Source organism: Metabacillus sp. RB-C-LZQ-3-1 (genome assembly GCF_058315175.1).
This window is the reverse complement of the sequence record NZ_JBZFLI010000008.1, coordinates 74,507-98,664: the sequence shown is the minus strand read 5'-3', so window position 1 is coordinate 98,664 and position 24,158 is coordinate 74,507. Positions and strand designations below refer to the sequence as shown.

Annotated in this window: 15 protein-coding genes; 7 read left to right on the top strand and 8 right to left on the bottom strand. The window is 37.0% G+C overall.

Going from position 1 to position 24,158, the window contains the following annotated elements:
• Nucleotides 1–216: 216 nt before the first annotated feature.
• Together AC4GZ8_RS14430 and AC4GZ8_RS14425 are read right to left on the bottom strand one after the other, a co-directional pair.
• Entirely contained in the window at nucleotides 217–3,723 is a 3,507-nt protein-coding gene (locus AC4GZ8_RS14430; protein ID WP_491082592.1) for a bifunctional 2',3'-cyclic-nucleotide 2'-phosphodiesterase/3'-nucleotidase, read from the bottom strand.
• Between the two features lie 458 nt (nucleotides 3,724–4,181).
• Nucleotides 4,182–5,765: a bifunctional metallophosphatase/5'-nucleotidase gene (locus AC4GZ8_RS14425; protein ID WP_491082591.1), complete on the bottom strand. Its 1,584-nt coding sequence runs from the start codon at nucleotides 5,763–5,765 to the stop codon at nucleotides 4,182–4,184.
• Between the two features lie 296 nt (nucleotides 5,766–6,061).
• Between AC4GZ8_RS14425 and AC4GZ8_RS14420 the strand changes: the two genes are divergently transcribed.
• From AC4GZ8_RS14420 to AC4GZ8_RS14395, 6 genes are all read left to right on the top strand, one after another.
• Nucleotides 6,062–9,586 (top strand): 5'-nucleotidase C-terminal domain-containing protein, encoded by a 3,525-nt coding sequence (locus AC4GZ8_RS14420; protein ID WP_491082590.1) that lies wholly within the window; start codon nucleotides 6,062–6,064, stop codon nucleotides 9,584–9,586.
• A 494-nt stretch (nucleotides 9,587–10,080) separates the two neighbouring features.
• A complete protein-coding gene (locus AC4GZ8_RS14415) occupies nucleotides 10,081–11,370 on the top strand; it encodes an ABC transporter substrate-binding protein (protein ID WP_491082589.1) in 1,290 nt (429 codons plus the stop codon).
• A gap of 111 nt (nucleotides 11,371–11,481) precedes the next feature.
• Nucleotides 11,482–12,420 (top strand): carbohydrate ABC transporter permease, encoded by a 939-nt coding sequence (locus tag AC4GZ8_RS14410; RefSeq protein ID WP_491082588.1) that lies wholly within the window; start codon nucleotides 11,482–11,484, stop codon nucleotides 12,418–12,420.
• The gene (locus AC4GZ8_RS14405) at nucleotides 12,420–13,262 is read left to right on the top strand and encodes a carbohydrate ABC transporter permease (protein ID WP_491082587.1); all 843 of its coding nucleotides are present in this window, start codon (nucleotides 12,420–12,422) and stop codon (nucleotides 13,260–13,262) included. The genes AC4GZ8_RS14410 and AC4GZ8_RS14405 overlap by 1 nt, the downstream gene beginning before the upstream one ends.
• A 125-nt stretch (nucleotides 13,263–13,387) precedes the next feature.
• Complete coding sequence (locus AC4GZ8_RS14400) at nucleotides 13,388–14,389, top strand: LacI family DNA-binding transcriptional regulator (RefSeq protein ID WP_491082586.1); 1,002 nt, start codon at nucleotides 13,388–13,390, stop codon at nucleotides 14,387–14,389.
• Between the two features lie 35 nt (nucleotides 14,390–14,424).
• On the top strand, nucleotides 14,425–15,777 hold the full coding sequence (locus AC4GZ8_RS14395; RefSeq protein WP_491082585.1) for a GH1 family beta-glucosidase: 1,353 nt from the start codon (nucleotides 14,425–14,427) through the stop codon (nucleotides 15,775–15,777).
• A gap of 192 nt (nucleotides 15,778–15,969) precedes the next feature.
• Here the strand turns inward: AC4GZ8_RS14395 and AC4GZ8_RS14390 are convergent, their stop codons facing one another.
• The 6 genes from AC4GZ8_RS14390 to AC4GZ8_RS14365 all read right to left on the bottom strand — a co-directional run bounded on the left by AC4GZ8_RS14390 (nucleotide 15,970) and on the right by AC4GZ8_RS14365 (nucleotide 22,547).
• On the bottom strand, nucleotides 15,970–16,953 hold the full coding sequence (locus tag AC4GZ8_RS14390) for a glycoside hydrolase family 43 protein (protein ID WP_491082584.1): 984 nt from the start codon (nucleotides 16,951–16,953) through the stop codon (nucleotides 15,970–15,972).
• A 303-nt stretch (nucleotides 16,954–17,256) separates the two neighbouring features.
• Entirely contained in the window at nucleotides 17,257–19,203 is a 1,947-nt protein-coding gene (locus tag AC4GZ8_RS14385) for an ABC transporter permease (RefSeq protein WP_491082583.1), read from the bottom strand.
• A complete protein-coding gene (locus AC4GZ8_RS14380) occupies nucleotides 19,193–19,954 on the bottom strand; it encodes an ABC transporter ATP-binding protein (RefSeq protein WP_491082582.1) in 762 nt (253 codons plus the stop codon). Before AC4GZ8_RS14380 ends, AC4GZ8_RS14385 begins: the two co-directional genes overlap by 11 nt.
• A 105-nt stretch (nucleotides 19,955–20,059) precedes the next feature.
• The gene (locus AC4GZ8_RS14375) at nucleotides 20,060–21,064 is read right to left on the bottom strand and encodes a sensor histidine kinase (protein WP_491082581.1); all 1,005 of its coding nucleotides are present in this window, start codon (nucleotides 21,062–21,064) and stop codon (nucleotides 20,060–20,062) included.
• Entirely contained in the window at nucleotides 21,057–21,749 is a 693-nt protein-coding gene (locus AC4GZ8_RS14370) for a response regulator transcription factor (protein WP_491082580.1), read from the bottom strand. Before AC4GZ8_RS14370 ends, AC4GZ8_RS14375 begins: the two co-directional genes overlap by 8 nt.
• Nucleotides 21,750–22,253: 504 nt before the next feature.
• Nucleotides 22,254–22,547: a Dabb family protein gene (locus AC4GZ8_RS14365; protein ID WP_491082579.1), complete on the bottom strand. Its 294-nt coding sequence runs from the start codon at nucleotides 22,545–22,547 to the stop codon at nucleotides 22,254–22,256.
• A 176-nt stretch (nucleotides 22,548–22,723) separates the two neighbouring features.
• Here AC4GZ8_RS14365 and AC4GZ8_RS14360 point away from each other — a divergent pair, with 176 nt between their 5' ends.
• Nucleotides 22,724–24,055, top strand: a complete 1,332-nt coding sequence (locus tag AC4GZ8_RS14360) for a S8 family peptidase (protein ID WP_491082578.1) — start codon at nucleotides 22,724–22,726, stop codon at nucleotides 24,053–24,055.
• Nucleotides 24,056–24,158: the final 103 nt, after the last annotated feature.

Here is a 24,158-nt window from a genome sequence, read left to right as displayed (position 1 = left end):
CATTAGGAAACTATAAAATTTTGTACTTAGTTTTAGTGTCTAGCTCCAGGTGCCATCGGCGAAACACAGGACATGCAAGTGCAGTCAATGCGACAGGACGTCGCGTTATTGGCTGCCTCGAGGTCATAAGTCAAACAGGAATTGAAGGTAAAGAACACCTTCTATTCTAAATCGTCTTATTGCTCGAGGCTGTTCAAGGCGCTTGCGCTTTTGTTCTTAATTCACTCGTTTAATTCGTCCTTCAGACTGATAGTTAAATGGTGATGGTAAAGTTTTAACGTATTCAACCGTGGCATCAAGATCAACCGGACCTACTTCCATGTCAGTAGAAAGCTTACCAATACTTGTGCTAATGTTTCCATACATATAGTTATTTACTACAACAGAGTATTCTTTCGCTGGATCAATTTTGCTTCCATCTGGTAGGAAGATATCAACGACTTTTCCAGATTTTGTTGAATCATCGTATGTGTACGTGTATGAAAAGCCTGAAATATGATAATCAAGGCCTCTTGACGTAATCTGTTCATTTAGGATAACTTCTAAATCTGCACCACTTAGGTTTACTTTATTTAGAACATTTCCAAAAGGTTGAACGGCAAATAAATCACCAAAAGTAACGTCTCCAGCTTCAAGTGGAGCACGTACTCCGCCACCATTCATTAAGGCAAAATCTGAGTCCATGGCTGCTTTCATACCATCTGCAATTAGATTACCTAAAGGAAGGTCGCTGTTTTCTTTTGTAATTGTTGGGTAGCCTTTTTCAAGAGTTGACGTTAATTCTCCAACAACTTCAGCTTTGATTGGCTCTACTTTTTCAGAGTACTTTTTCATAATTTCTGCTACTTCTTGGTCTGGAGTGTATTTGTCTTGGTAAACAGTTTTAATTTCAGCTGTCTTACTAAAAATATCACCTGTAAATGGATCAATTTCTAATTCGACATCAGAAAAAGCAGATCCATATGAGTAGGCTTGTACAATTAATTTATTGTCTACTAATCTATTAACCTTTACATGATTATGAGCTGCGAAAATCACATCAACTTCATCATTGATTTGTTCTGCAATTCTGCTTGCATCAAATGAATCTGTGTAACCGGATTGAGCAGCTGGATTATGTGCTAAAACAACAATCGCTTCTATACCTTGATCTTTCAGCTCTTTTGTATATTTGTTAATTGCTTCAGCTTCATCTGTAATATGCAGTGTTTCGTTACCTTTTCTTACAATGATAGAAGGTGTTTCTTGTGTAACAACACCAATTACACCAATTTGTTGTCCGCCAGCTTCTAATACTGTATAAGGATCAGTAATTAAATTTCCATCTCTTGTGTCATAAGCATTCGCCGCAACAAGAGGGAAATTCATTCCGTCATAGCCTGGAGTACCGTTTGGATGATCTCCGCCATTCATCATTCTGTTTAATTCATCAATACCTTCATCAAACTCATGGTTTCCTAAAGTTCCAGCATCAAATCCAATCTCTTCTAGCACTTCAACCGTTGGCTCATCTTGAAAGAGAGCTGAAATGAGGGGACTGCCGCCGATCATATCACCAGCATGAACAAGTAGTGTGTTTGGGTTTGTTGCTTCTTCTTGTTTTAATGCAGCCGCTGTGTATTCAATTTGTCCAGCTTTAGAAGTACTTACATTTGTAACAGTATCTAACTGTCCGTGTAAATCATTTAATCCTAAAAGCTGGACTTTTACCCCGCGATTAAGGTCAAAGGTAAAGGTTCCAAAACCGTTAGCATCTGTTTTTCCAGTATAAGAGAATGGGCTTCCTTCTGTGATATACTGCTCTGCCTTTGGAGAGGTTTTGAATGTAACGTTCACATCACCTGAAATTGGGGCAATAGACCAGTTATTATCAGCAGTTGGTGTCACTTCTTTTATTTCGGAAATATAGTCCATTAGAATTTGACGATTCTCATCAGCTGAATCAACAACTAATTCACTACCTTTTAGGCCTGGGAAGTTTCCGCCTCCACCAGCACGATAGTTATTCGTTACAACAACAAATTCTTGCTCTGGATCGATTGGTTCACCGTTATATTCTAAGTTCACAACACGACTAGAATCAGGGTTAATAAGTGTTCCATTTTTATCATAGCGAGCAGGTTTTGTTACATCAATTTGGTATTCAACACCATCAATTACATCAAAGTTATAAACTGGGAATGATGGATCTAATAACTCCTGTTCAGTAGTTTTATTAGGATCAATTGTATTAAATTTACCTGCTGACATTTCAATCCACTCTTTTACAACAGAGCCTTTTACTTTTACTGCTTTTAAAGTATTGTCGTAAAGGTACAGGTCACCGGCGCTGCGGATCGTTAAATCACCTTTCTTTATTTCAGTATACTCTTCCACACCGTTTCGCCCTGCTTTAAAAGGTGCTCCAACTGATAAGACTGGAAGGTCCTTTAGTTCTGGTTTGTTTAATTCAATATAATTTTCTACGTACCATTTTTGGGCATTCGTTACAACTTGGATAGATGGGTCATCTTGAACTAACGCAAAGTAGCTATAAATATCATCTGTCGTTGTTCCAATAGGTGTATTTACATACTCTACTGTTTTTTCATGTACATCCTTTACCGCATTTACGATGTCCTGATCGGCTTCAACCTTTTCGGCTGACCTTGTAAAAGAATTAGAACTGGCAACGTCCCATTTTCCTTTTACTTTTTGAAGAGTAAGGTCGATAATTCCAAGAGAACCACCGCCATATCCTGCTTGAACAGCTGCAACCCCATTAATTGTTCCCTTATCATTATCAACTCCTGGCAGAGGTTGTCCATTAGCATCCTTGAAAAGTGCGTCTAAACTAGCAGCATCCTTAGCTGGGAATGTTTTGTGAGTGTGAGAAAAAGTAATCGCATCAATACCAGGCACTTTACTTAAAGCATATACAGTATCCTCAGTATTGTCCTCATTACTGCTGAAGCCTGAGTGAGCTAATGCAATAATAATATCTGCCCCTTCCTCTTGCATTTGAGGAACATATTTTTCAGCACTTTCAACAATATTTTTCGTGATTACCTTACCATCTAAATTTGCTTTATCCCATTCGTTAATTTGTGGTGGAACAAAACCGATATAACCGATTTTCATGACATTTGTTTTTCCAGATGCATCTGTCACTTTTTTGTTTACGATCTTATATGGGGTATATTTATTTACATCATTTGTAGGATCGTCATCATGATCATCTACATATACGTTTGCGTTTATAACTGGAAAGCTTGCATCATCATAGACTTCATCTAAATAGTCTAATCCATAGTTAAACTCATGATTTCCGAGTGTTGCCATGTCATAGTCCATAATGTTCATTGCTTCGATGGCTGGATGTATCTCCCCATCTTCAAGCGGGTCAATCTTTGCTTTGTAGGTACCTAATGGAGTTCCTTGAATGAGATCACCATTATCTACTAATACAGAGTTCTCTACTTCTGATCGAGCTTGCTGCACTAGGGTAGCTGTTTTTGCTAATCCGACTTTAGGGGCTTGATCATTCTTGTAATAATCAAAGCTTAGGAGATTAGTATGAATGTCTGTTGTTTCCATAATTCGGAGTTCAACTTGTGATTGAACCTTTGAGGTAGTTGGCTTTGCTGCATGAACAGCATTCGCCGCAAAAGGTGCTGATAACAGGCTAATTGCAAGTGTACTAGACAAAATTTTCAGACTGTTTCGTTTGCTTTGCAATTTCATTCGATCCATCCATCCTTTAGTTTTTTATGAGATTCGAAGTCTCCATTTTTAAATATAGCAGAATTATTTTTAAATAGAGTAGGTTACTAGAATAATGAATAAATTAGCCTACTTATCTTTTTTTAGATTAGTCAAAAAATTAGTTATTTTAGCTTATGTAAAATATACCCATAGGAGTTATATCATGATTGGAGTGAAAGTTATTTTGTTTTCATAGGTAAAAAAGCCAGTAAACAAACCATTTGTCTACTGGCTCTCTTTATACAATTAGAAAGCATAAAATGAATGGAGGATAGTATAAGAAAAACCAAGGCTATCAGCATTAGCTCCCTGCGACAAGCCTTAGTTTTTCTAATGATTTATCCACTTCTTAACGGGCAGTAAGCCCCAAGCCTTGAGCCTCTGAGTTTACAAAGAGAGTAGGTAGGGGATGAAGGAAACTCCCGCTGACGGAAGTTTCACTTTATCACTTTCCAATTATGGTTGACTTCAGCTTTTACGGTACCGTATTTGGTAAAGTAATTAGCTAGTATTTCTGTCATATCAAGTTGTATTTCTTTGATTACTTTTTTCCCTTTAAACATGTGATAGTTACCTCCACCTGTAGCACGATAGTTGTTCATTACCACGTGATAGGATTGGTCCATATGTAATGGTGAATCATCCTTCATGAGCCTGACAACCCTGCTGCCGATTGGTTTTGATACATCAATTGTATAGGAAATGCCCTCCCACATGTCATAATTATAGTGCTGAGGCTTTGGTTCTATAAATTGCGGATTAACATCAATTTGCCCATGATCATTTACTATAAAGTAGGTAGCTGTTTTCTCTAAGGCTTCTTTGATATCCTGGCCAGATAGTTCAATGACCGTTAATGTGTTGGGGTAAATATAATTTGAAACAATTTCCCTCATGGTGACAGTTGATGAAAATCCCAGTGCTTGATTATGAAATAAAGCTGTATTGGAAATGTCCACATTTGCGATGTCCATTTGAACACGGTTGACAAATTCAATAAAGGGATGCTCTTGCACGCGTACTTGAAAAGGATCTTGTATCAGCATATCCCCCTGAATTTGCCCAATGGATTGGTCTAGCCAATACTGAGTTGCCTCTTCAAAAGGTTTGTTCATTTGCATGACTTGATCATCAGGTTCATAGGATTCGATCGAAATAAGTGAAGGCCTTTTAGATAAGCATGTCCATCCATCATTTGATGTAAAAGTATATTGTAAATCAACACGGCCTATAAATTTCCCGTTACTGCCAGGTTGAATAATTGTGACACCATTTACCTGATCAGATATGAGACGGTGTTGGTGACCGGTTAGTAAAATATCGATTCCTTCAATTTCCATACAAATTTGATATGCCTGATTCTCCCCGGTTAAGGCTTCGGTTGGTTTTCCTGTTTCTATATCTTTCTCAAATCCTCCGTGGTATGACACGATGAAAAGATCAGGGCTCTCGTGTTCTTTAATATAAGAAATCCATTTTCTTGCACTCTCGATACTTTCTTCAAATTCCAAGCCTTTGATATGCTCGGGTTTCTCCCAATTTGGAATATAGTGTGTGGTTAGTCCTAAGATGGCAACTTTGAAACCATGATTCAGTGTTTTTATATGATAAGGTGTTCCGAAATAAGGTTCTTTCGTTTCTGTGTGAAGGATATTCGCAGAAAGAAACGGAAAATTCGCTTCTGATACCGCTCTTTTTAAAATAGGTAGTCCATAGTTAAATTCGTGGTTACCAATTATAGCGGCATCATAGTTTAGCATATTGAATGTTTGAATCATTGGATTAGGAAGATGCTGCATTTGACGTACATAATGATAGGTTAACGGAGTTCCTTGAATGCAGTCTCCATTATCGATAAGAATTGTATTTTCTTCGTTTTCTTGAATTTGTTTTATATATGTTGCAATTTTGGCTAGACCAGAAGGTTCATATTCATTTGTGCCATATGAAATAGGGAAGATGTGACCATGCAAGTCACTCGTTTCTAAAATTGTCATAGATATGGTTTTTTGCTCTTCCATGAAATTTCCCCCTTGTAAGTAGTAAGGCGTAAAAAAGCTGACTTAATAGGGATACTATACCATTAAGTCAGCAAATGCTAATGGTTTTGTAAGAAAGTAAAAAATAAGAGCTCCTGAAATGTAGAAGAACCTTTCACAATTATCGATGAAATTTTCTGCTGTTAGACATGTTTAGAGTAAATTTACGCCAGTATGAGCAAAAAGAACAAATGTTTACATTTAATTAACGTTCAGTTAATAAATTTTCGATAAAGTTAGTTTGTATGCTTTCTAAAAATGTCTAAAGGAGGAGAATCATGAAGCAAGCGATCTTAAAAAAGCTGTTTTCAATGGCTCTTATTATTTCAATTATTATTCCATCACTATTAACTAGCTTTGCTCCACTTGCAAATGCAGCAAGTAGTGTATTGTCGGTTAGTGATGCCCTGGCAGAGCCGCATGGAACGGTCGTAACGATGGAGGGATATATTGTTTCAGGTTTTAATGGACAATATGCGGTTAAAGTAGCTGATCGTCTAGATGATTCAAATGGGATTATTGTGAAGTTAGAAACGGATCAACGTGCTGAATTTAGTCCGGTTAATAATCCTGATGCACTTAACAAGAAGATTACTGTAACAGGTGAAAGAGATGTCTATTCTGGAATGGAATCAATCGAATATGTAAGTTCTATAGCATTCTCTGAGCCAACTACAGGTGACGATGGTGCAAAACCGCAGCCTGAGTCCGGAACAATAGCTGAGGCTCGTTCAAAGGTTGGGCAAACTGTTACTGTAGAAGGAATTGTAACAGCTGATAATGCAGCAATCGGCGGTGGAAGATTATCTACATACATTCAAGATGAAACAGCAGGTATTAATGTCTTTGCTTTTGATGGATCAAGTTTTCCAGAACTAAAAGAAGGACAGTTAGTAAAAATTACAGGTGAAATTGAAGTATATCGAGGTCTTACTGAAATCGTACCAACAGCTGAAGGAATTGAAATTGTTACTGAAGGAAATGAACTGCCTAATCCAAAGCAAACTAGTTTAGCAGATTTAAATAATACTGATAAAGCTGAGGCTTTAGAAGGACAGCTAGTACAACTAGAAGGTTATGTCCAAAGCGTTCCAAGCAGCCCTGCTGGCGGCGGTTTTAATGTTAGTATCATTGATCAAGAGTTTAATAGTACAACATTACGTGTTATGGAAAATACAAATGCAATTAGTGCTATAGAAGAAGGAAAATGGTATAGCTTTACAGCAATTGCTAGTCAATATGATTCCTATCAATTGATACCGCGTAAAGCATCAGATATTGCCCAGTTAGCAGAACAACCAGAGGCACCGACATCAGCTGGTGAATATACATCAACTGTTGCAAGTGTTGTGGATGGTGATACGATCCATTTATCAACACCAGTACTTGGTACAACAAAAGTTCGTTATGTCAATATTGATACACCTGAGACATATCATGCCGTAAACAATGCAGAGGACGAAAGTCAAAAATACCATGGTGAACAAGCAAAGCAATACTTAAGTGAGCTTTTACAACCAGGTGATGAAGTGATTGTAAAAGTAGGGGAAGAAGCGACAGATGACTATGGGCGCCTGTTAGCGCAAATTATTCATAAAGAGTCAGGTGTGAATACAAATTTAAAAATGGTTGAAGAGGGCTATGCTTCTACTTATTTTATTTGGCCTGTTGGTGACCTGGTTGAATATGAACAATACCAAGCAGCTGTGAAAGATGCCATCCAACAAGAAAAAGGAATTTGGAATCCGGAAAATCCGCTTGCTGAGCTTCCTTTTGAATTTCGCGCAAGAGAACAAGGTAAAGGATTATTGCGATATGTTGGAAACTATGAAACCAAAACCTATGTATCACCAGAAAACTTTAACGAAGTCCCAGTTGAAGCTCGTATTTTCTTTAGCAGTGCTGAAGAAGCTGAACAAAACGGATATAGCTCTGTAGAAAATCCATCTGATCATTTATTACTGCAATTGTTAAGTATGAATGATTTGCATGGGAAAATCGACCAAACATATGAGTTGAATGAAGGTACATTAGGCCGTATGGATTATGTGTCAGCGTATTTAAAAGAACGTGAACAAGAAAATCCTAATACCCTCATGGTTCACGCAGGTGACATTATTGGAGGAAGTTCACCAGTTTCAGCATTATTCCAAGATGAACCAACTGTTGAAATTATGGAAGCTATCGGCTTTGATGTTGGAGTTGTTGGAAACCATGAGTTTGATGAAGGTATTACAGAGTTAAAGCGCGTCTTAGACGGGGGAGATCATCCTAATGGCACAGAGAACTATGATGGCCAAAACTTTCCGCTTTTATGTGCAAACTGTGAATATAAAGATACGGGTGAGCCTGTACTAGATTCCTATTTTATTAAGGAAGTAGAAGGAGTAAAGGTCGGATTTGTTGGAGCTATCACACCAACAACAGCAGGAAAGGTTATTCCTGAAGGGATTGAAAATATCCGTTTCACAGATTACACTGCTGGTGTCAATAAAGCAGTAGCTGAGTTGAAAGAACAAGGCGTTAAATCAATCGTTGTGTTAGGTCACCTAACAGCAACACAAAATGGTGATTCTATTACTGGTGAAGCAGCAACTCTAGCAAATGGTGTTGATGATGAGGTTGATATTATCCTAGCGGGAGATAATCACCAAATTGTGAATGGCTATGTTGATGAAAAACTGATTGTTCAAGCATGGGAGTATGGAAAGGCTTTTGCGGATATTGATGTAGAAATCGACCGTACGACAGGAGATATTGTAAAAGAAACAGCTGAGGTTGTTTATGTTGATCAAAACAAAATTGATCCAGACCCAGTTGTCGCAGAGATTCTAGCAAAGTATGAAAATAAAGTAGCAGATCTCTTAAATGAAGTTGTTGGAGAGGCAGCTGTAGAAATGAAGGGTGGCTATGCAACCTTTGGCACAATTGGAGATAATGCGCTTGGTAATTTAATTGCAGATGGGATGCTTTATGCAATGGATTCAGACTTTGCCTTAATGAATGGCGGCGGAATTCGTGATTCTTTAAACCAAGGTCCGATTACCTGGAACGAATTATTTAACATTCAGCCATTCGGAAATACGTTAGTAAAGGTTGAGGTAACTGGTGCTGAGCTTAAGGATATCTTGAATACCCAATTCAGCTCATATGGTCCTGATGTGAGTGTTGGTGGATTCAAGTATACTTGGAATCGATCTTTAGGTGATTTTGGACAAGTAGTCGATCTATTTCATTTAGACGGTACGAAAATTGATCCAAATGAAACATTCACTGTAACAGTAAACAACTATATGTACCCTCATAGCAGTGATAAATATCGTTTATTTGAATTAGGGGAAAACCCGGTTCAAGGCCCAGAAGACTTACAAGCTACAATTGATTTTATTAGAAGCTTTGACGGACCTATTTCCTATGAAGCGGAAGGTCGGATTAGTGAGGTAACAGGAAGTAATAATCCAGACGAAGGATCCGATCCGGATGAAGGCACTGATCCAAATGACAATAACAATTCCGAAAAAGCAGCGAAAAAAGGCAACACATATACAATTTCAGATGATGTACTAAAAGAGGTTGAAGCTGGCGGAACACTTATTGTAGAGGTTACAGAAAAAGGTGCTGTAAAAATAGAGTTAACCGAAGATCAAGTGAAAATGATGAAACAAAGCAACATTGAATTAAAGATAACAAAAGATGACGTTGAACTTGTCATTCCATCAGTAAATTTACCGGATAATCAAAAGGTTAGAATCCTGGTTAAACCTTTGAAGCAGAAGGGGAAATCGGGGTATACGATTTTATAAGATTAGCTGATGAATAGCTTATAAAGAATAAGGTGTTTAAAAAACATAATAGATAGAAATAGGTTTGAAGATAATAAGAAAGGGAACTGTCCTTAATGGTTTTATAAACCAGGCAGGAAGTTTCCTTTTTATTATTCATTAAGGTCTTTTCAAAAGATTGTTGTCTTTTAATAAGTTCATTGAACTAAAACTGATTAAGTTGATTGGTAAGGATATGCTAGAGTTCTGTGGGAGAAGTGGAGTAGCAGGTGCAGGGCATCAGCTTCTTTTTTATGCTTGCATCAATGGCCTAATAGAAATATGTAATGATAGGCTTAGCGAAACCGGTTTACAAAAATATCTGACTTTTATGAATAAAATGATTGATTTATCAAAAACCGCGTTATATAATAACCGTTGAAAACGGTTTCCATAAAAAAAGAAACCCTTTGTTGGAAACCGGTTTCTAAAAGAATTAAATTATTTATAAAAACAAAGATATAGGGGGAAAGAAAATGAAAAACAAGAAAAAATGGTTAGCTGCAGGATTATCTTTAGTTCTAGCATTTTCATTGGCTGCTTGCGGCGGTGGCGATAAAAATGATTCTACTTCAGGCGGTAATGAAAAAGTAGAATTGAATTTCTGGGCTTTTGGAGCAACAGGCTATGAAGATTTAGTTAAAGAATATGAAGAGCAAAATCCGAACGTAACAATTAAGTTTAAGTCTTCTGAAACTGCTGAACACCACGATGCATTATTTACAGCTTTATCTGCTGGTAGCGGTGCTCCTGACATTGCCATGCTAGAGGTGGATCAGCTTGACCGTTTTAAAGCAGCGCAAGATCGCTTCAATAATTTATACGACCTTGGTGCAAAAGATGTACAAGATCAATACCTTGAATGGAAGTGGAATGCTGGTGAAAACACAGAAGGTGATTTCTTAATCGGTCTTCCAACTGATATTGGTCCTAAAGCATTATATTATCGTACCGATGTTTTTGAAGAAGCTGGTTTACCAACTGAACCTGCAGAAGTTGAAAAATTAATTTCTTCTCCAGAAGCTTTTAAAGAAGCTGGTTTACAAGTAAAGGAAAAAACGGGCAAACCTTTTGTTGATAGTATGGAAATGGCTTACAGAGCACTTTTAGATCCTTCAGTTGAAACTTATTTAAATCCTGATGGAGAGCTAATTATGGATCAAGAAGGAAGCGCTGTAAAAGAGGCCTTTGATTATGCAGTTGAGTTAAATGAAGCTGGAATCGTTGGTAAGTTTACAATGTGGACACCAGAATGGGCAAGTGCAATAAATACAGGGGACTTTGCTGCTGAATTAGGTGCAGGATGGTTGAAAGGATATATCGAGGGTAATGCTCCTGAAGCAGAAGGGAAATTTAAGGTTGCAACATTACCAACTGAATTTGCAGCAAACTGGGGCGGATCATATATTTCAATTCCAAGTGAGACTGAGCATGCCCAAGAAGCTTATGATTTCGTTGAATGGTTAGTATCACCTGAAAATCAATTAAAATCATTCCAAACACACGGTTTATTTCCATCAGCACCATCTGTATATGAAATGGAAGAATTCACTGCAAATGCAGATGCATTCTTTGGTGGTCAAGTAACAGCTGAGGTGTTTGCTCAAGCAGCTCAGGATATTGAAGGGGCAGTATATAAAGGTGAAAAATATTTCCCAATTCACCAACGTGTGCTTGATGCATTACACAATGTTCAAGATGGCGGAGATCCAGGAAAAGAATGGGCAGCTGCTGTAAAAGATGCAAAAGATCTAATAAATCGCTAAATTAACTATAAAAACTAGGATGACTAGAACAGGGACCATACCAATCATCGTTTGGATGGCGGGACAGGTCCCTTTTATTCATCTTTTTTTACAAGGAAACGGGGAGTGAAAATGACATCTGTAACTGAGAATACTCTCAAAAAGAAAAGAAATTTATCTGAAGAAAAGAAAGACATGATTTCAGGTTATTTATATATAGCCCCTTTCTTTATCATCTTTGCTGTCATTGGTCTATATCCTGCATTATTTAGTATTTATTTAGCTTTCCAAAAATGGAATGGATTAGGTGAAATGGAGTTTGTAGGTTTACGGAATTTCACCGTCGTTTTACAAGATCCATTATTCTGGAAATCCTTATATAATACGATCGTAATCGGACTAATGGGTACAGCGCCGCAGTTAATCGTAGGAATCATTCTAGCGTTCTTATTGAACTTAACGTTTCTCCGCTTTAAAAATTTCTTTCGAGTAACGATTTTCATGCCATATATTACATCGATGGTTGCAGTAGCACTTATTTTTAGTGTGTTATTCAGTAATCATGAATCTTCTCTAGCCAATTATGTATTAGGTTTATTTGGAGTTGATCCTGTAAACTGGGCTACATCTGAATGGGGCACGAAGATTGCAATCTCGATCATGGTATTCTGGAGATGGGTTGGATATAATACCATCATTTATCTAGCGGGGCTTCAAAGTATTTCAAATGATTTATATGAAGCTGCAACAATAGATGGAGCTAATAAGTTTCAACAGCTTCTATATATTACGATGCCTATGTTAAAACCGTTTATCATTTTAACCGTGTTCTTCTCAACTGTCGGGGCATTACAGCTTTTTGCGGAACCAACGGTTTTCTTAGGAACTTCGGCTTTTACTAGAGATGAGGCTATGACGGTTGTTATGTACTTATACCGTGATGCATTTAGATTACAATCATTTGGAACTGCATCTGCAACAGCTGTTATCCTATTAATTATAATAATAGTATTTTCTGCCATTAACACACTGCTAACATCCGGATTTGGTAGAAAGAAAGGAGCTAACTGATGAGTAAAGTTGCTGGAACAAAAAAGTTTTCATTAGGCAGAATTTTAATCTATACGTTTCTATCAATTACATCGTTGCTCTCTTTATTCCCATTTTACTGGATGTTTGTAATGGCTACGCGTCCAAGTGCTGCTTATAACTCAATTCCTCCAACAATTACACCAGGAAATATGTTGGTTGAAAATTTTCAAAAAGTACTTGGCCAAATTGATTTTTTTAAAGCAATGGTAAATACGATTATTCTGTGTACATCTGTTACACTGATTGTGTTAATCATTAGTTCTTTAGCAGGGTTTGCATTTGCTAAATTTAAATTTCCTGGAAAAAATGTATTTTTTATAGCAATTTTATTAACGATGGTGATACCGCCGCAATTAGGATTGATTCCACAATTCTATTTAATTTCTAAGGCTGGTTTATTAGATACACTTCAAGGTGTAGGAATCCTATTCCTTTTGAACCCTTTAGGTATTTTCTTAATGAGACAATATGTAAATGGATCTGTTCCAGATGAACTTATAGAAGCTGCCAAGCTTGATGGCTGTTCAAACTTTAGGATTTATCGAAGTATTGTATTACCAATTATCTTACCTGCTTTTGCAACATTAGGAATCATCGTTTTTACAGCAGTGTGGGGTGAATTCTTGTGGCAGTTTACAATTTTGAGAGACCCTGAAATGTATACCATTCAAGTTGCGCTTGCAACATTAAGTAATACATTTAAGGTAGACTTTGGGATGATTTTATCAGGAGTATTTTGGGCAACAGTACCTTTATTAATAATCTTTTTATTCTTTAATAGATTATTTATATCTAGTATCACTGATGGTGCAGTTAAATAGGGGAAATAATAATGATCCTACTAATCCTGACAGCTTAGATGAAATTGAATTATGCCTAAAATAATAGTAATCTTACATTAATTAGAAAATCCATTATAAAGGCGAAGGACAATAGAGGGACTGCTATGAATTTAACCATAAAAGATATTGCAAAAATGGCAGGAGTTTCTCCTGGAACCGTATCTAAAATTATAAACAATTATGGTGGGATTAGTGAGAAAACAAAGAAAAAGGTATTAGATGTTATTAAAGAAACCGGTTATCAACCAACTTTTTCAGCGAAATCTCTTGCTACTAAAAAGTCAAATCTAATTGGATTGATTTATGCTGGAAAAATAAATGTTGATTTTACTCATCCATATTTTAATGAGGTTGTAACCTCTTTCAAGAAGACAATAGGGGTACTTGGTTACGATATTATCATGTTTTCAAACGAGCAATTTTATAAAGACAATGGCAGTTATTTAGCTAGGTGTAGACATTTTCATGTAGATGGCTGTGTGGTAATTGCTGGTGAGGAAATTGAGGATGCTATTTATGAACTAGTGAGAGAGGGAATTCCTTGTATGGGGATTGACTTGGAATTAAGTGGACCAAAGGCAAGCTTTGTGATGAGTGATAATATTAATCTTTCAAGAAAAGTCATTCAACATTTTTATTTACATGGTATACGCGATATTGGCTTTATTGGGGGAAAAGTAGACTCAGTTATAACAATAGCCCGTGAAAAGGGCTTTAGAGAGACTATGAGCCAACTAGGTCTTGAGATTAACCTTAACTGGATTCAATATGGAAACTACCACGAGGAGAGTGGGTATCATGCCATGAAAAGAATCCTAGAGTCAAACTCATATCCTCGTGCAATATTTGCAGCCTCAGATATGATGGCATTTGGTGCAATTGAAGCAATTAAGGAAAAAGGCTTAAATGTACCAAATGATATATCTGTTATTGGTTGTGACGATATTGATGCGTGTCGTCATAGCAGCCCGAAATTATCAACAGTCAAACAGGATAAAGATCGCTTAGGGAAATTAGCTGCCAATATGTTAAATGATTTAATAAATGGAAAATCTCAATTGAAGCCTATTTTTATAGATTCTGAGCTGGTTATTAGAGAATCGTAAGGCATTAGTAAGAGAGATAAATTCGGAGGTAAAGAATGGCAATTATAGAATTTTCTAAAGAAATGCGTTGGGGAGCAGCTACGGCTGCCTATCAAATCGAAGGTGCAGCAGATATGGATGGAAGAGGCCCTTCAATTTGGGATACTTTCTCTAAAACTCCCGGGAAAGTATTAAATGGAGATAACGGTGATGTAGCTTGTGATAGCTACCATCGCTATGAGGAAGATATTCAATTAATGAAAGAACTTGGCATTGACATCTATCGCTTTTCTGTTTCCTGGCCGCGTATTTTCCCTAGTGGAACTGGTGAGGTAAATGAAAAGGGACTTCAATACTATCATGATTTTGTCGATGCACTAGTAGAGAATGGGATTGAACCAATGTGCACATTATATCATTGGGATCTTCCACAAGCCCTTCAAGACAAAGGCGGCTGGGATAATCGTGAAACAATCGATGCTTTTGCAGACTATGCAGAATTTATGTTTAAAGAATTTAACGGTAAAATAAAAAAGTGGATTACAATTAATGAACCATGGTGTGTTTCCTTCTTATCTAACTATATTGGTTTACATGCACCAGGATTTACAAGTCTTCAACTTGCGGCAAATGTAGCACACCACTTACTATTAGCACATGGTGAGGCTGTATTAAGATTTAGAAATTCCAGCTTTGAGGGTGAAATTGGTTATGCTCCTAACACTGAGTGGAACGAGCCTTTTAGTAATAAGCAAGAAGATATTGATGCATGTCGCAGGGCAACAGGATGGTTTGTTGAATGGTTCTTTGACCCGGTATTCAAGGGTAGTTACCCAAAGTTTATGGTGGATTGGTTTGAACAGAAGGGTGTTACCGTACCAATACTAGACGGTGACATGGATATTATCAATCAACCAATTGATTTTGTAGGAATTAACTACTATACAGGCAGTGTTGCTAGATACAAGGAAAATCATGATCTTCTTGATGTGGAAAAGGTTGATATAGGCTATGAGAAGACTGACTTTGACTGGAATATCTATCCTGAAGGATTTTATAAAGTTCTAACAAAAATAAAAGATCAATACGGTGACGTTCCGATTTACATTACGGAAAATGGTGCTTGCTATAACGACGGTGTTGAAAATGGCCGAGTAAAGGATCAAAGGCGTATTGATTACTTAAAGCAACACTTAACATCTCTAAAGCGTGCTATTGATAATGGTGTAAATATTAAAGGTTATCTAACATGGTCTTTACTTGATAATTTTGAGTGGGCAGAAGGCTATGATAAGCGTTTTGGAATTATACATGTTGACTTTAACACGTTAAAAAGAACAAAGAAGGATAGCTATTATTGGTATAAACAAACGATCAGTAATGGTTGGTTCGATATGGTACATAAGTAAGTTATAAGATAAGCTCTTCCCTTTCCGGAAACCGATTTCCTTAGAATGGTACTTATAGGTGGATTAGTTTAGTTCGTAGCTGTATTAACCTTTTTCTATTATAGAAAAGCTGGTATAGAGTAATAGGAACTAATACAACAATAAACAAAGCAAAGAGTAGAGGTTTAATGTCTCTACTCTTTTATCTATCTTTTATTCATCATACGGGTCAATCGTCTGTATCGTACCATCCTCATTATAATGAAGTTCTGTATATTTTACACTGCGTTTATGGTTCACTCCATCTGATAAAGAGCAATCATGATAGAACAAATACCACTTATCCTCGAACTGAACGATTGAATGATGGGTTGTCCAACCAATGACAGGAGTGAGGATTTTCCCTTTATAGACAAATGGCCCCTGTGGATTTTTACTCATGGCGTACACAATATAATGAGTCGTTCCTGTAGAGTAGGAAAGATAGTAATAGCCATTATATTTATGGACCCATGCCCCTTCAAAAAATCTTCTATCTTCATCACCTGCAAGAATAGGATTTCCATTTTCATCAACGATTGAGATTTCTTGCGGTTTTCCTTTGAATGAAAGCATATCATCTGATAACTCAGCTACAATTGGACCTAGTGCAGGCTGGTCTGCAGCAGGTTCTTTTCCGTTTGGATCAAATGTACCTGTTTGCCACTTTTCTAGCTGGCCTCCCCAAAGACCGCCAAAATAAACATAGGCTTTATCATTGTCATCTACTAAAACAGCAGGATCAATACTAAAGCTGCCAGGTATGTAGTTTTCTTGAGGTGTAAATGGACCTGCAGGATTAGAGCTTGTTGCTACACCGATCCTAAAGATGTCATCATGATCTCGTGCCGGAAAAAATAAATAATAGGTGTTGTTTTTATAAGCTGCATCAGGTGCCCAAAGCTGTTTTTTTGCCCATGGAATATCTCTTAGGTGAAGAACCTCACCATGATCGATACATGGAGAATCGAAATTTTCCATCGAAAGAACATGATAATCCTCCATAGCATATTGGTCCCCGTTGTCATTGGAGGGTCCATCATGGTCAAGGTCATGGGATGGATAAATATAAAGCTTCCCCTCAAATACATGTGCAGACGGATCTGCTGTGAAAATATGTTCTACAATTGGTTTATTAGGCTTTGTTTTTGTTCCCATTTGATCATTACCCCTTATTCAGAAAAATTAGTAAGCGCTTAAATTCTATTATACCAGTGTCTTTACAGCAGGTTTAGAGATAAAACTATTATTTTATTAATTTTTTCATAAAAAAAGGGGACAGTGTGTAGACAATGTAAAATTGCTAGCCCTTCAGACTGATTGCTAACGCTTGCCTTTCGAGGCACGAAGCCTTGTGAGGAGCGGAGTTACCAGAGTCGGTAATGAGTACCGCAGCAAGGTGAGTAACGAAGAAAGCGAGCGTTTGTCAATAGTCTGAGGGGACAGTGTCCCCTGAATCCATCATAAAGCTTCCTTAATCACCTTTTTATCGTATGTGATAGATAGAATAGCAAAGATTGAATATAATGCTGTGTAAAGACCCATAACAATTAACATTGGTGTCCAAACCTCTGTTCCGAATAAGAACCAGCCAGATTGAACAGCAAAGTAGCTGTGCAAAAGTCCAATTGATAGCGGAATACCGAAATTATAGATTTGCTTCACCTGAATTCCCTTAAGTAAATCTGTTTGAGTAAAGCCAAGCTTTCTTAAGATTGTATAATTCGGTTTTTCTTCTTCGCTTTCGTCCATTTGTTTGAAGTAAAGGATACATCCAGATGTAATGAGGAAGGTTAGGCCTAAGAAACCGACAATGAACATGACAAGGCCCATTGAATTTTTCTGACTGTTGCCCATTACAAGCTGGGAATCATGGAATGGACTCTCATGGAACCCTAATTCTTTGAAAAGGTCATTTGCCTCTTGAATATCCTCTTCATTTGTTAAACTAATACCAATATATAAGCTTGACTCTTTCTGAATGTCTTGAACAAGGTCCTTTTCCAGACGTTGAAACGTAGACTGATCAACTATGGCAATCGGTATTCCGCCGCTTGTGAAGTATCCAGAAATAGGATAGTGCTTCTCTAAGCCTAAGTATTGTTGTGCAATCGTCTCTTTGTTTCCAATAAATTCCACTTCGCCCAAGTCTTTAAACCCCATAAATTTTTGAAGGAGATCATTATAGCCCGTAAAAATCGTTTCATCAGATGATACATCAATGCCATCAATATTTTCATCACTAACAACAGGTACTTGCATTGAGCTCGGGTCTGTATTTACTCCTTCCAGTCTAGTAGTCATGACTTTTTCAACATTAACATTCGCCTGAAGAACGGGAATGGTTATTTCTTCATAAGCCATATCCTTAGCTGTTAATTTTTGTTTAAACAGCTCTGCGTCTTCTGCAATTGTAAAGGAAAAATCATCAGGAACATGATTACTAGCTAGCTTCTCTGCTGAATAATACGAGATATAACTTAACGACAACAGTCCAATCGCAAGGGCTGAAACGGTCGTAATAATTGTTAATAATAATGCATTTGATTTCATGCGAAACATGATAGAGGAGAGAGATAATACCTCATGAATATTAAGGTAGCCCCCCTTGTTCTTTCGTATCATATTGGCAATAAAACGAACAGAGCCTTTGTAAAATAAATACGTTCCTAAAATAACGGAACCAAGGATAAACACCATAGCTAAAAATAATGCATTCATCGTTGTAAAATCCCCGCCAAATAACTTCGAGGAAACGTAATAGCCTGTAATAATGAGTGCTAATCCAAGAATACCAATAAGGACCTCTAAAATTGAGATCTTCTTCACTTTCGCTTCCGATGATGAGGTCACTTTAAATAAAGATAAGATGCTTTGTTTCTTGATAAATAGGAAGTTCATTCCCATTATGAAGAGGTAAATGACCGTAAAAACAATCACTGTTTGAATAAAGGCCTTTGTTGAAAAGTGAAGGCTAGCGACAGCTTCTACTGCAGTGATTTTAAATAATATCATTGTAATCAATTTGGAAAAAGAAAACCCAACAAAAATGCCAACGACTAATGAGCTAAAATACAAAATAATATTTTCGATACTTAAAATTCGAAAAATCTCTTGCTTTGTCATCCCAATTAACTGAAATAAGCCAATTTCTTTGCTGCGCCTTTTAATAAAGATGGTATTGGCATAAAACAGAAAAACACCCACAATCGCAACAAGTAAAATAGAAGCTGTTCTAATGGCTGCAGCACCTTTAATAGATCCTTTTGCTTCATCCATGGCTGGATCATACTGTAACGTAACAAAAGCAAAATAAAGAGCAACCGTAAAGATCAACGCAAAGGCATAAAGATAATAGTTTTTTACGTTTTTCCTTAAGTTCCGTACAATCAGCTGATTAGTGTTCATAGTGCACACCACCTAGAACACCCTGGGTTTTAATAATGTCTTTAAAAAACTCTTGTCTTTCCTGGGCTCCTTTATGCAATTGTGTGTAAATTTGGCCGTCTTTTATAAAAATGACTCGACTGCAAAAGCTTGCCGCGGTAGGATCATGTGTAACCATAATGATCGTTGCTTTAAGCTTATGATTTAATTCACTAAGCTTTTGTAATAGATCTGAGGCTGACTTAGAATCTAGTGCACCTGTAGGCTCGTCAGCAAAAATAATACTAGGCTGGTGAATAAATGCCCGTGCAGCAGAGGTCCTTTGTTTTTGCCCGCCGGAAATTTCATTTGGATACTTGTTTTGCAGCTCATAAATTCCCAGTTGTGTAGCTAAAGCTTCAAATTTTTCATCCGCCTCTTTTTTAGGTGTTTTCGTAATGGATAGAGGTAATAGAATGTTTTCCTTAACAGTTAAAGTATCTAATAAATTATATTCCTGAAAAATAAACCCAAGGTGGTGCTTTCGAAATTGCGCTAATTGCTTCTCCTTCATCTTTGTCATTTCTTTCCCTTGTATTAAGATATTGCCGTCGCTAACACGATCAATAGAGGAAAGAACGTTAAGTAAGGTTGTTTTTCCAGAGCCTGAAGCTCCCATAATGCTAACAAACTCTCCTTCTTCGATACTGATATCGATCCCCTTTAATACTTCTTGCTTATTAAATTTATTGCCAAAGCTTTTATGAATTTTTGTGGCTTCTAATACTTTCATTGTGAAAACTCCTTATCTGAAATTTGATAGTTTCATTATAAAAAAGGGAGAGTGATCTTTTCCTTCGATTAAGGTAACAAAATAAAAAAGCATGTGACAATGTTGTCACATGCCCATAACATTTACAAACTCATTCCTTTTTGAAAAGGTCAGTGTAAAGGTTGTCCCAACATGTAATGTCGATTCTGCCTCTATTTGGATTTGTAACGGTTGAGCCACCTTTTTAGCCAAGTATAAGCCCATGCCTGTGGAGGATTGATCCGAATGATTGGTTGTGGAAGTAAACCCTTTATCAAAAATTCGGGGAAGATCTTTTGGATCAATCCCTCGTCCAGCATCCGTTATTTGTAAAATGGCTTGATCGTTTACAAGGAAGCTTTTCACAATAATATCAGAAGCTTCGCTATACTTTACGGCATTTGTTAAAAGCTGTCTTAGTATAAAGGCGAGCCACTTTGGATCTGTTAACACTTCCGTTATGCGTAATTGCAGATCAAAACCTATCCCTTTTTGTATACACCATGATTGTAAAGTTTTGATTTCGTCAAACAGCAACTGTTCTATATCTGTTTTTTCAATATGTAAATCATTTTCAATAAAACTTATTCTTTTTTGATGAAGCATTTGATCTAGAAGTAGATGAATTCGCAACCATTCATAAGTTAAGTCCGACTTCAGTGTTTGATCCTCAATTCGTTCAAGCATTAGGTGCATAGCTGTTAAAGGAGTTTTTACTTCATGAATCCATGAGAGGAGCTCATCCTTTTCCTGCTCAAGAATGGTTTTGTTTTGGGAGGCTAATTGCTTTAACATTTCTGTTTGTTCTGTACTGCTTGTAGCTATAATCTCCTCAAATGGACTTTCTGGATGGCTTAAATCAGTTGAATCAAAGTTATTGTCTCGTTCTTTTAGCATTTTATAAAATTTCGTTTCCTTGTTGTATCGAAAAATAAGGAAGATCATAAAAAGCAACATGAATATAAAAACGATATAAAGGATTGGTTTAAGAGCTAGTAACGGATCCAGGTAGGCAACAAAAACGATGAGAAACTGCATACTCAATATGAACAAGATCCAGCTAAGCCTTTCTAATAAAAACTCTTTAATCATACACGGCCTCTTCAATTGCACGATATCCTTGTCCGACTTTTGTTTCGATATACTTACCTAATCCGATCTCATCAAGCCTTTTTCTAAGCCGATTCACATTAACAGTTAGCGTGTTATCACTTACAAAACGTTTATCATCCCATAAACTGTTAATGATGTGTTCGCGACTGACAATATTGTTTTTGTGCTGAATAAGGAGCTTTAAAATAAACATTTCATTTTTGGTCAATTCAATCGTTCCTGCATCATTAAATACCGTGTTTTTCTCAAAATCAACGGTTGCATCACACCACGTCTTTACGTTTGGTTGCTCTGTATTGTAGTCATACACACGACGTAAAATTGCCTGGATTTTGGCGATTAGGACATCAAAGTGAAAAGGTTTTTGAACAAAATCATCTGCACCTAACTGCATTGACATCACCATATCAGTTGGATGATCTCGTGATGATAAAAAGATAATAGGAACCTTTGAAACATTTCGAATCAATCGACACCAATGAAATCCATCGAACTTAGGCAACTGAATATCAATAATGACAAGATCAGGCTTTTTCTCGGTGAATTCCTGCATGACTTTATTAAAATCACTGATACCTTCCACATCATATGACCACCCAGCCAGACGCTCTTTGACCTCATTAAATAATGATCGATCATCCTCAATCAACAATAGTTTAAACAATGATTTCACCACACTTACCTAAATTTATCCCACTCTTAACGGGCAGTAAGACCCTCGCCTCAAGCTTCTGAGTTTACAAAGATGGTAGTTGGGGGATAACGCCCGTAATGGTCCGATTGGTTCAACTAACCATCAGTGGGGATGGAGAAAACCCTCACTGATGGAAGTTTCACTTTATCTATTAGTTAAAGTTTATAGCAAAAAATTCCTTTTTTCTATCATATTATATTACGTAGTGGTTTTACTATATTCTCATTTTGGAGATGGGTAATGGTGAGATAAGAGCATACAGGTTGGGAAGATGTGAAGAAGCAGTCTGTTTTATTAGTGAAAGGTCTTCATAAGAGTTGATGAAGGCCAAACCGGTCAACAATCGGGAGAGAAAAGGTGTTCATAAAGGTGATGAAGACCAAACCGTCAGCCAATCCAAAATAAAAAGTCCTTCATAATGATGAAGGACAAAATCCACGAGAAAGGTACGTAATGTCACTTCCTCAAACAAGATTAAATCTCAATATCTACCCCAATACTATCAAGTCTACCAGATTCACGAATAAACGCGGCAACTGCTTGATGGTCTTCGTTAGCTGTATAGGCATCTAGTGCAGCCTGATCCTCGAAACGAACCATTAAAATGACTTGATATTCCTTACTTTTCTCAGCTAAATTTAGTCCTGCTTGGATCTCAACAATCCCAGTTAATACGTTTTCTAATGCTTTAAAGCGTTTGATAACTTCCTGAAGCTGTTCTTGAGTTGTTGTTTCACTAAATTTTAATAGAACCGTACGTTGAATCATGTTTTTCTCTCCATTCTATTGAGCTTGTCCTTATTCATTTTACAGACTAATAAGTGGTATAGCAATGATACAAAACCTAGTATATGTTGATCATTTTATAGTAATCTAGGTATTCTACCGTTGCTATTAACACCTTCTTTCATATATTGACATTAAAATATATGGAGGTGAATGAGATGTTTGGTTATTCGATGGTTCAAATGGTTCGAACACATGCTAATAAGATGGACCGTCCGCTAAGGGAGAAGATCCTAAACCTTTACCAGCCATTTAAATATACACCTTGTGTTTTTCACAATGCCATAGAAAAAAGGATTAAAAAGACGAAGAAAGTACCGGTTATTATTGAATTTGAACGGGGTTTTTATGATAAGGGCTGTGAGGAAATGGAAGGAACTATTCAAAAATGCCCTAAAAGTAAAGTTAGACAATATTTCCCTAGGGTATCTTGCAGTAGTGTCGATCTTACTCCTAATACGTTAGAGGAATTACTCACAACTTGTCATTGTATTAAAAGAGTCCACTTTAATAGTGAAGTTCACGCTCTATTAGATGTGGCAGTAGAATCGGCAAATGCAAATAATGTTGTGAGAAATAATACTATATTAACAGGTCAAGGTACCAAAATTGCCATTATTGACACAGGAATCTATCCACATCAGGATCTTGAAGGAAGAATTACCGACTTTGTCGATTTTATTAATGGTCGAACAGATCCGTATGATGACAATGGTCATGGGACGCATTGTGCAGGTGCTGCAGCAGGAAATGGAGCTGCTTCATCGCAAAGATATAAGGGGTCAGCTCCTGAAGCTAATATCGTTGGTGTGAAAGTGTTAAATAACATGGGGGCAGGCTCTCTCGAATCGATTATGCAAGGGGTTGAATGGTGTATTCGCTACAATGAAGAAAACCCTTCGGACAAAATCGATATCATTAGTATGTCTTTAGGTGCCACACCTCAGCCTTATGATCATGAAAATAGAGACCCAATGGTTCAAATGGTTGAAGCAGCATGGGAAGCTGGTATTGTTGTTTGTGCGGCAGCCGGCAATGAAGGTCCAGAAAGCCGTACGATTGCTAGTCCTGGAATAAGTGATCTAATTATCACAGTTGGCGCCTTAGATGATCGAAACACACCAGAAACAAAAACTGATGATGTGATTGCTAGTTTTTCAAGTAGAGGCCCAACTATTTATGGGGTAATAAAGCCAGATATTGTGGCTCCAGGTGTGAATATAGTGTCCTTACGATCACCGAATTCCTATTTGGATAAATATCAAAAGTCAAATCGAGTAGGAAATGCTTATTTTTCAATGTCTGGAACATCAATGGCTACACCTATTTGTGCAGGGGTAGTTGCCTTAATGCTCCAGCACAATCCAAACTTACAGCCATCAGAAATTAAACAATTATTAAAAGACGGAGCAGATGTTTGGAAAGGAAGAGATCCAAATATATATGGAGCAGGGTATATTAATGCAGAAAGGTCTATTCCTACAACATAAAGATATTTCCTAAGAAATGAAAAGGGCAGTCCACCGTATTAGAAGGGGACTGCTTTGCTATTTTTGAAGAAATTATAAATTGCATTAATTGCAATTGCGGCTA

Coding starts and splice junctions, on each gene's coding strand:
- AC4GZ8_RS14430 (WP_491082592.1), bottom strand. CDS start 3,723: ATGAAATTGCAAAGCAAACGAAACAGTCTGAAAATTTTGTCTAGTACA.
- AC4GZ8_RS14425 (WP_491082591.1), bottom strand. CDS start 5,765: ATGGAAGAGCAAAAAACCATATCTATGACAATTTTAGAAACGAGTGAC.
- AC4GZ8_RS14420 (WP_491082590.1), top strand. CDS start 6,062: ATGAAGCAAGCGATCTTAAAAAAGCTGTTTTCAATGGCTCTTATTATT.
- AC4GZ8_RS14415 (WP_491082589.1), top strand. CDS start 10,081: ATGAAAAACAAGAAAAAATGGTTAGCTGCAGGATTATCTTTAGTTCTA.
- AC4GZ8_RS14410 (WP_491082588.1), top strand. CDS start 11,482: ATGACATCTGTAACTGAGAATACTCTCAAAAAGAAAAGAAATTTATCT.
- AC4GZ8_RS14405 (WP_491082587.1), top strand. CDS start 12,420: ATGAGTAAAGTTGCTGGAACAAAAAAGTTTTCATTAGGCAGAATTTTA.
- AC4GZ8_RS14400 (WP_491082586.1), top strand. CDS start 13,388: ATGAATTTAACCATAAAAGATATTGCAAAAATGGCAGGAGTTTCTCCT.
- AC4GZ8_RS14395 (WP_491082585.1), top strand. CDS start 14,425: ATGGCAATTATAGAATTTTCTAAAGAAATGCGTTGGGGAGCAGCTACG.
- AC4GZ8_RS14390 (WP_491082584.1), bottom strand. CDS start 16,953: ATGGGAACAAAAACAAAGCCTAATAAACCAATTGTAGAACATATTTTC.
- AC4GZ8_RS14385 (WP_491082583.1), bottom strand. CDS start 19,203: ATGAACACTAATCAGCTGATTGTACGGAACTTAAGGAAAAACGTAAAA.
- AC4GZ8_RS14380 (WP_491082582.1), bottom strand. CDS start 19,954: ATGAAAGTATTAGAAGCCACAAAAATTCATAAAAGCTTTGGCAATAAA.
- AC4GZ8_RS14375 (WP_491082581.1), bottom strand. CDS start 21,064: ATGATTAAAGAGTTTTTATTAGAAAGGCTTAGCTGGATCTTGTTCATA.
- AC4GZ8_RS14365 (WP_491082579.1), bottom strand. CDS start 22,547: ATGATTCAACGTACGGTTCTATTAAAATTTAGTGAAACAACAACTCAA.
- AC4GZ8_RS14360 (WP_491082578.1), top strand. CDS start 22,724: ATGTTTGGTTATTCGATGGTTCAAATGGTTCGAACACATGCTAATAAG.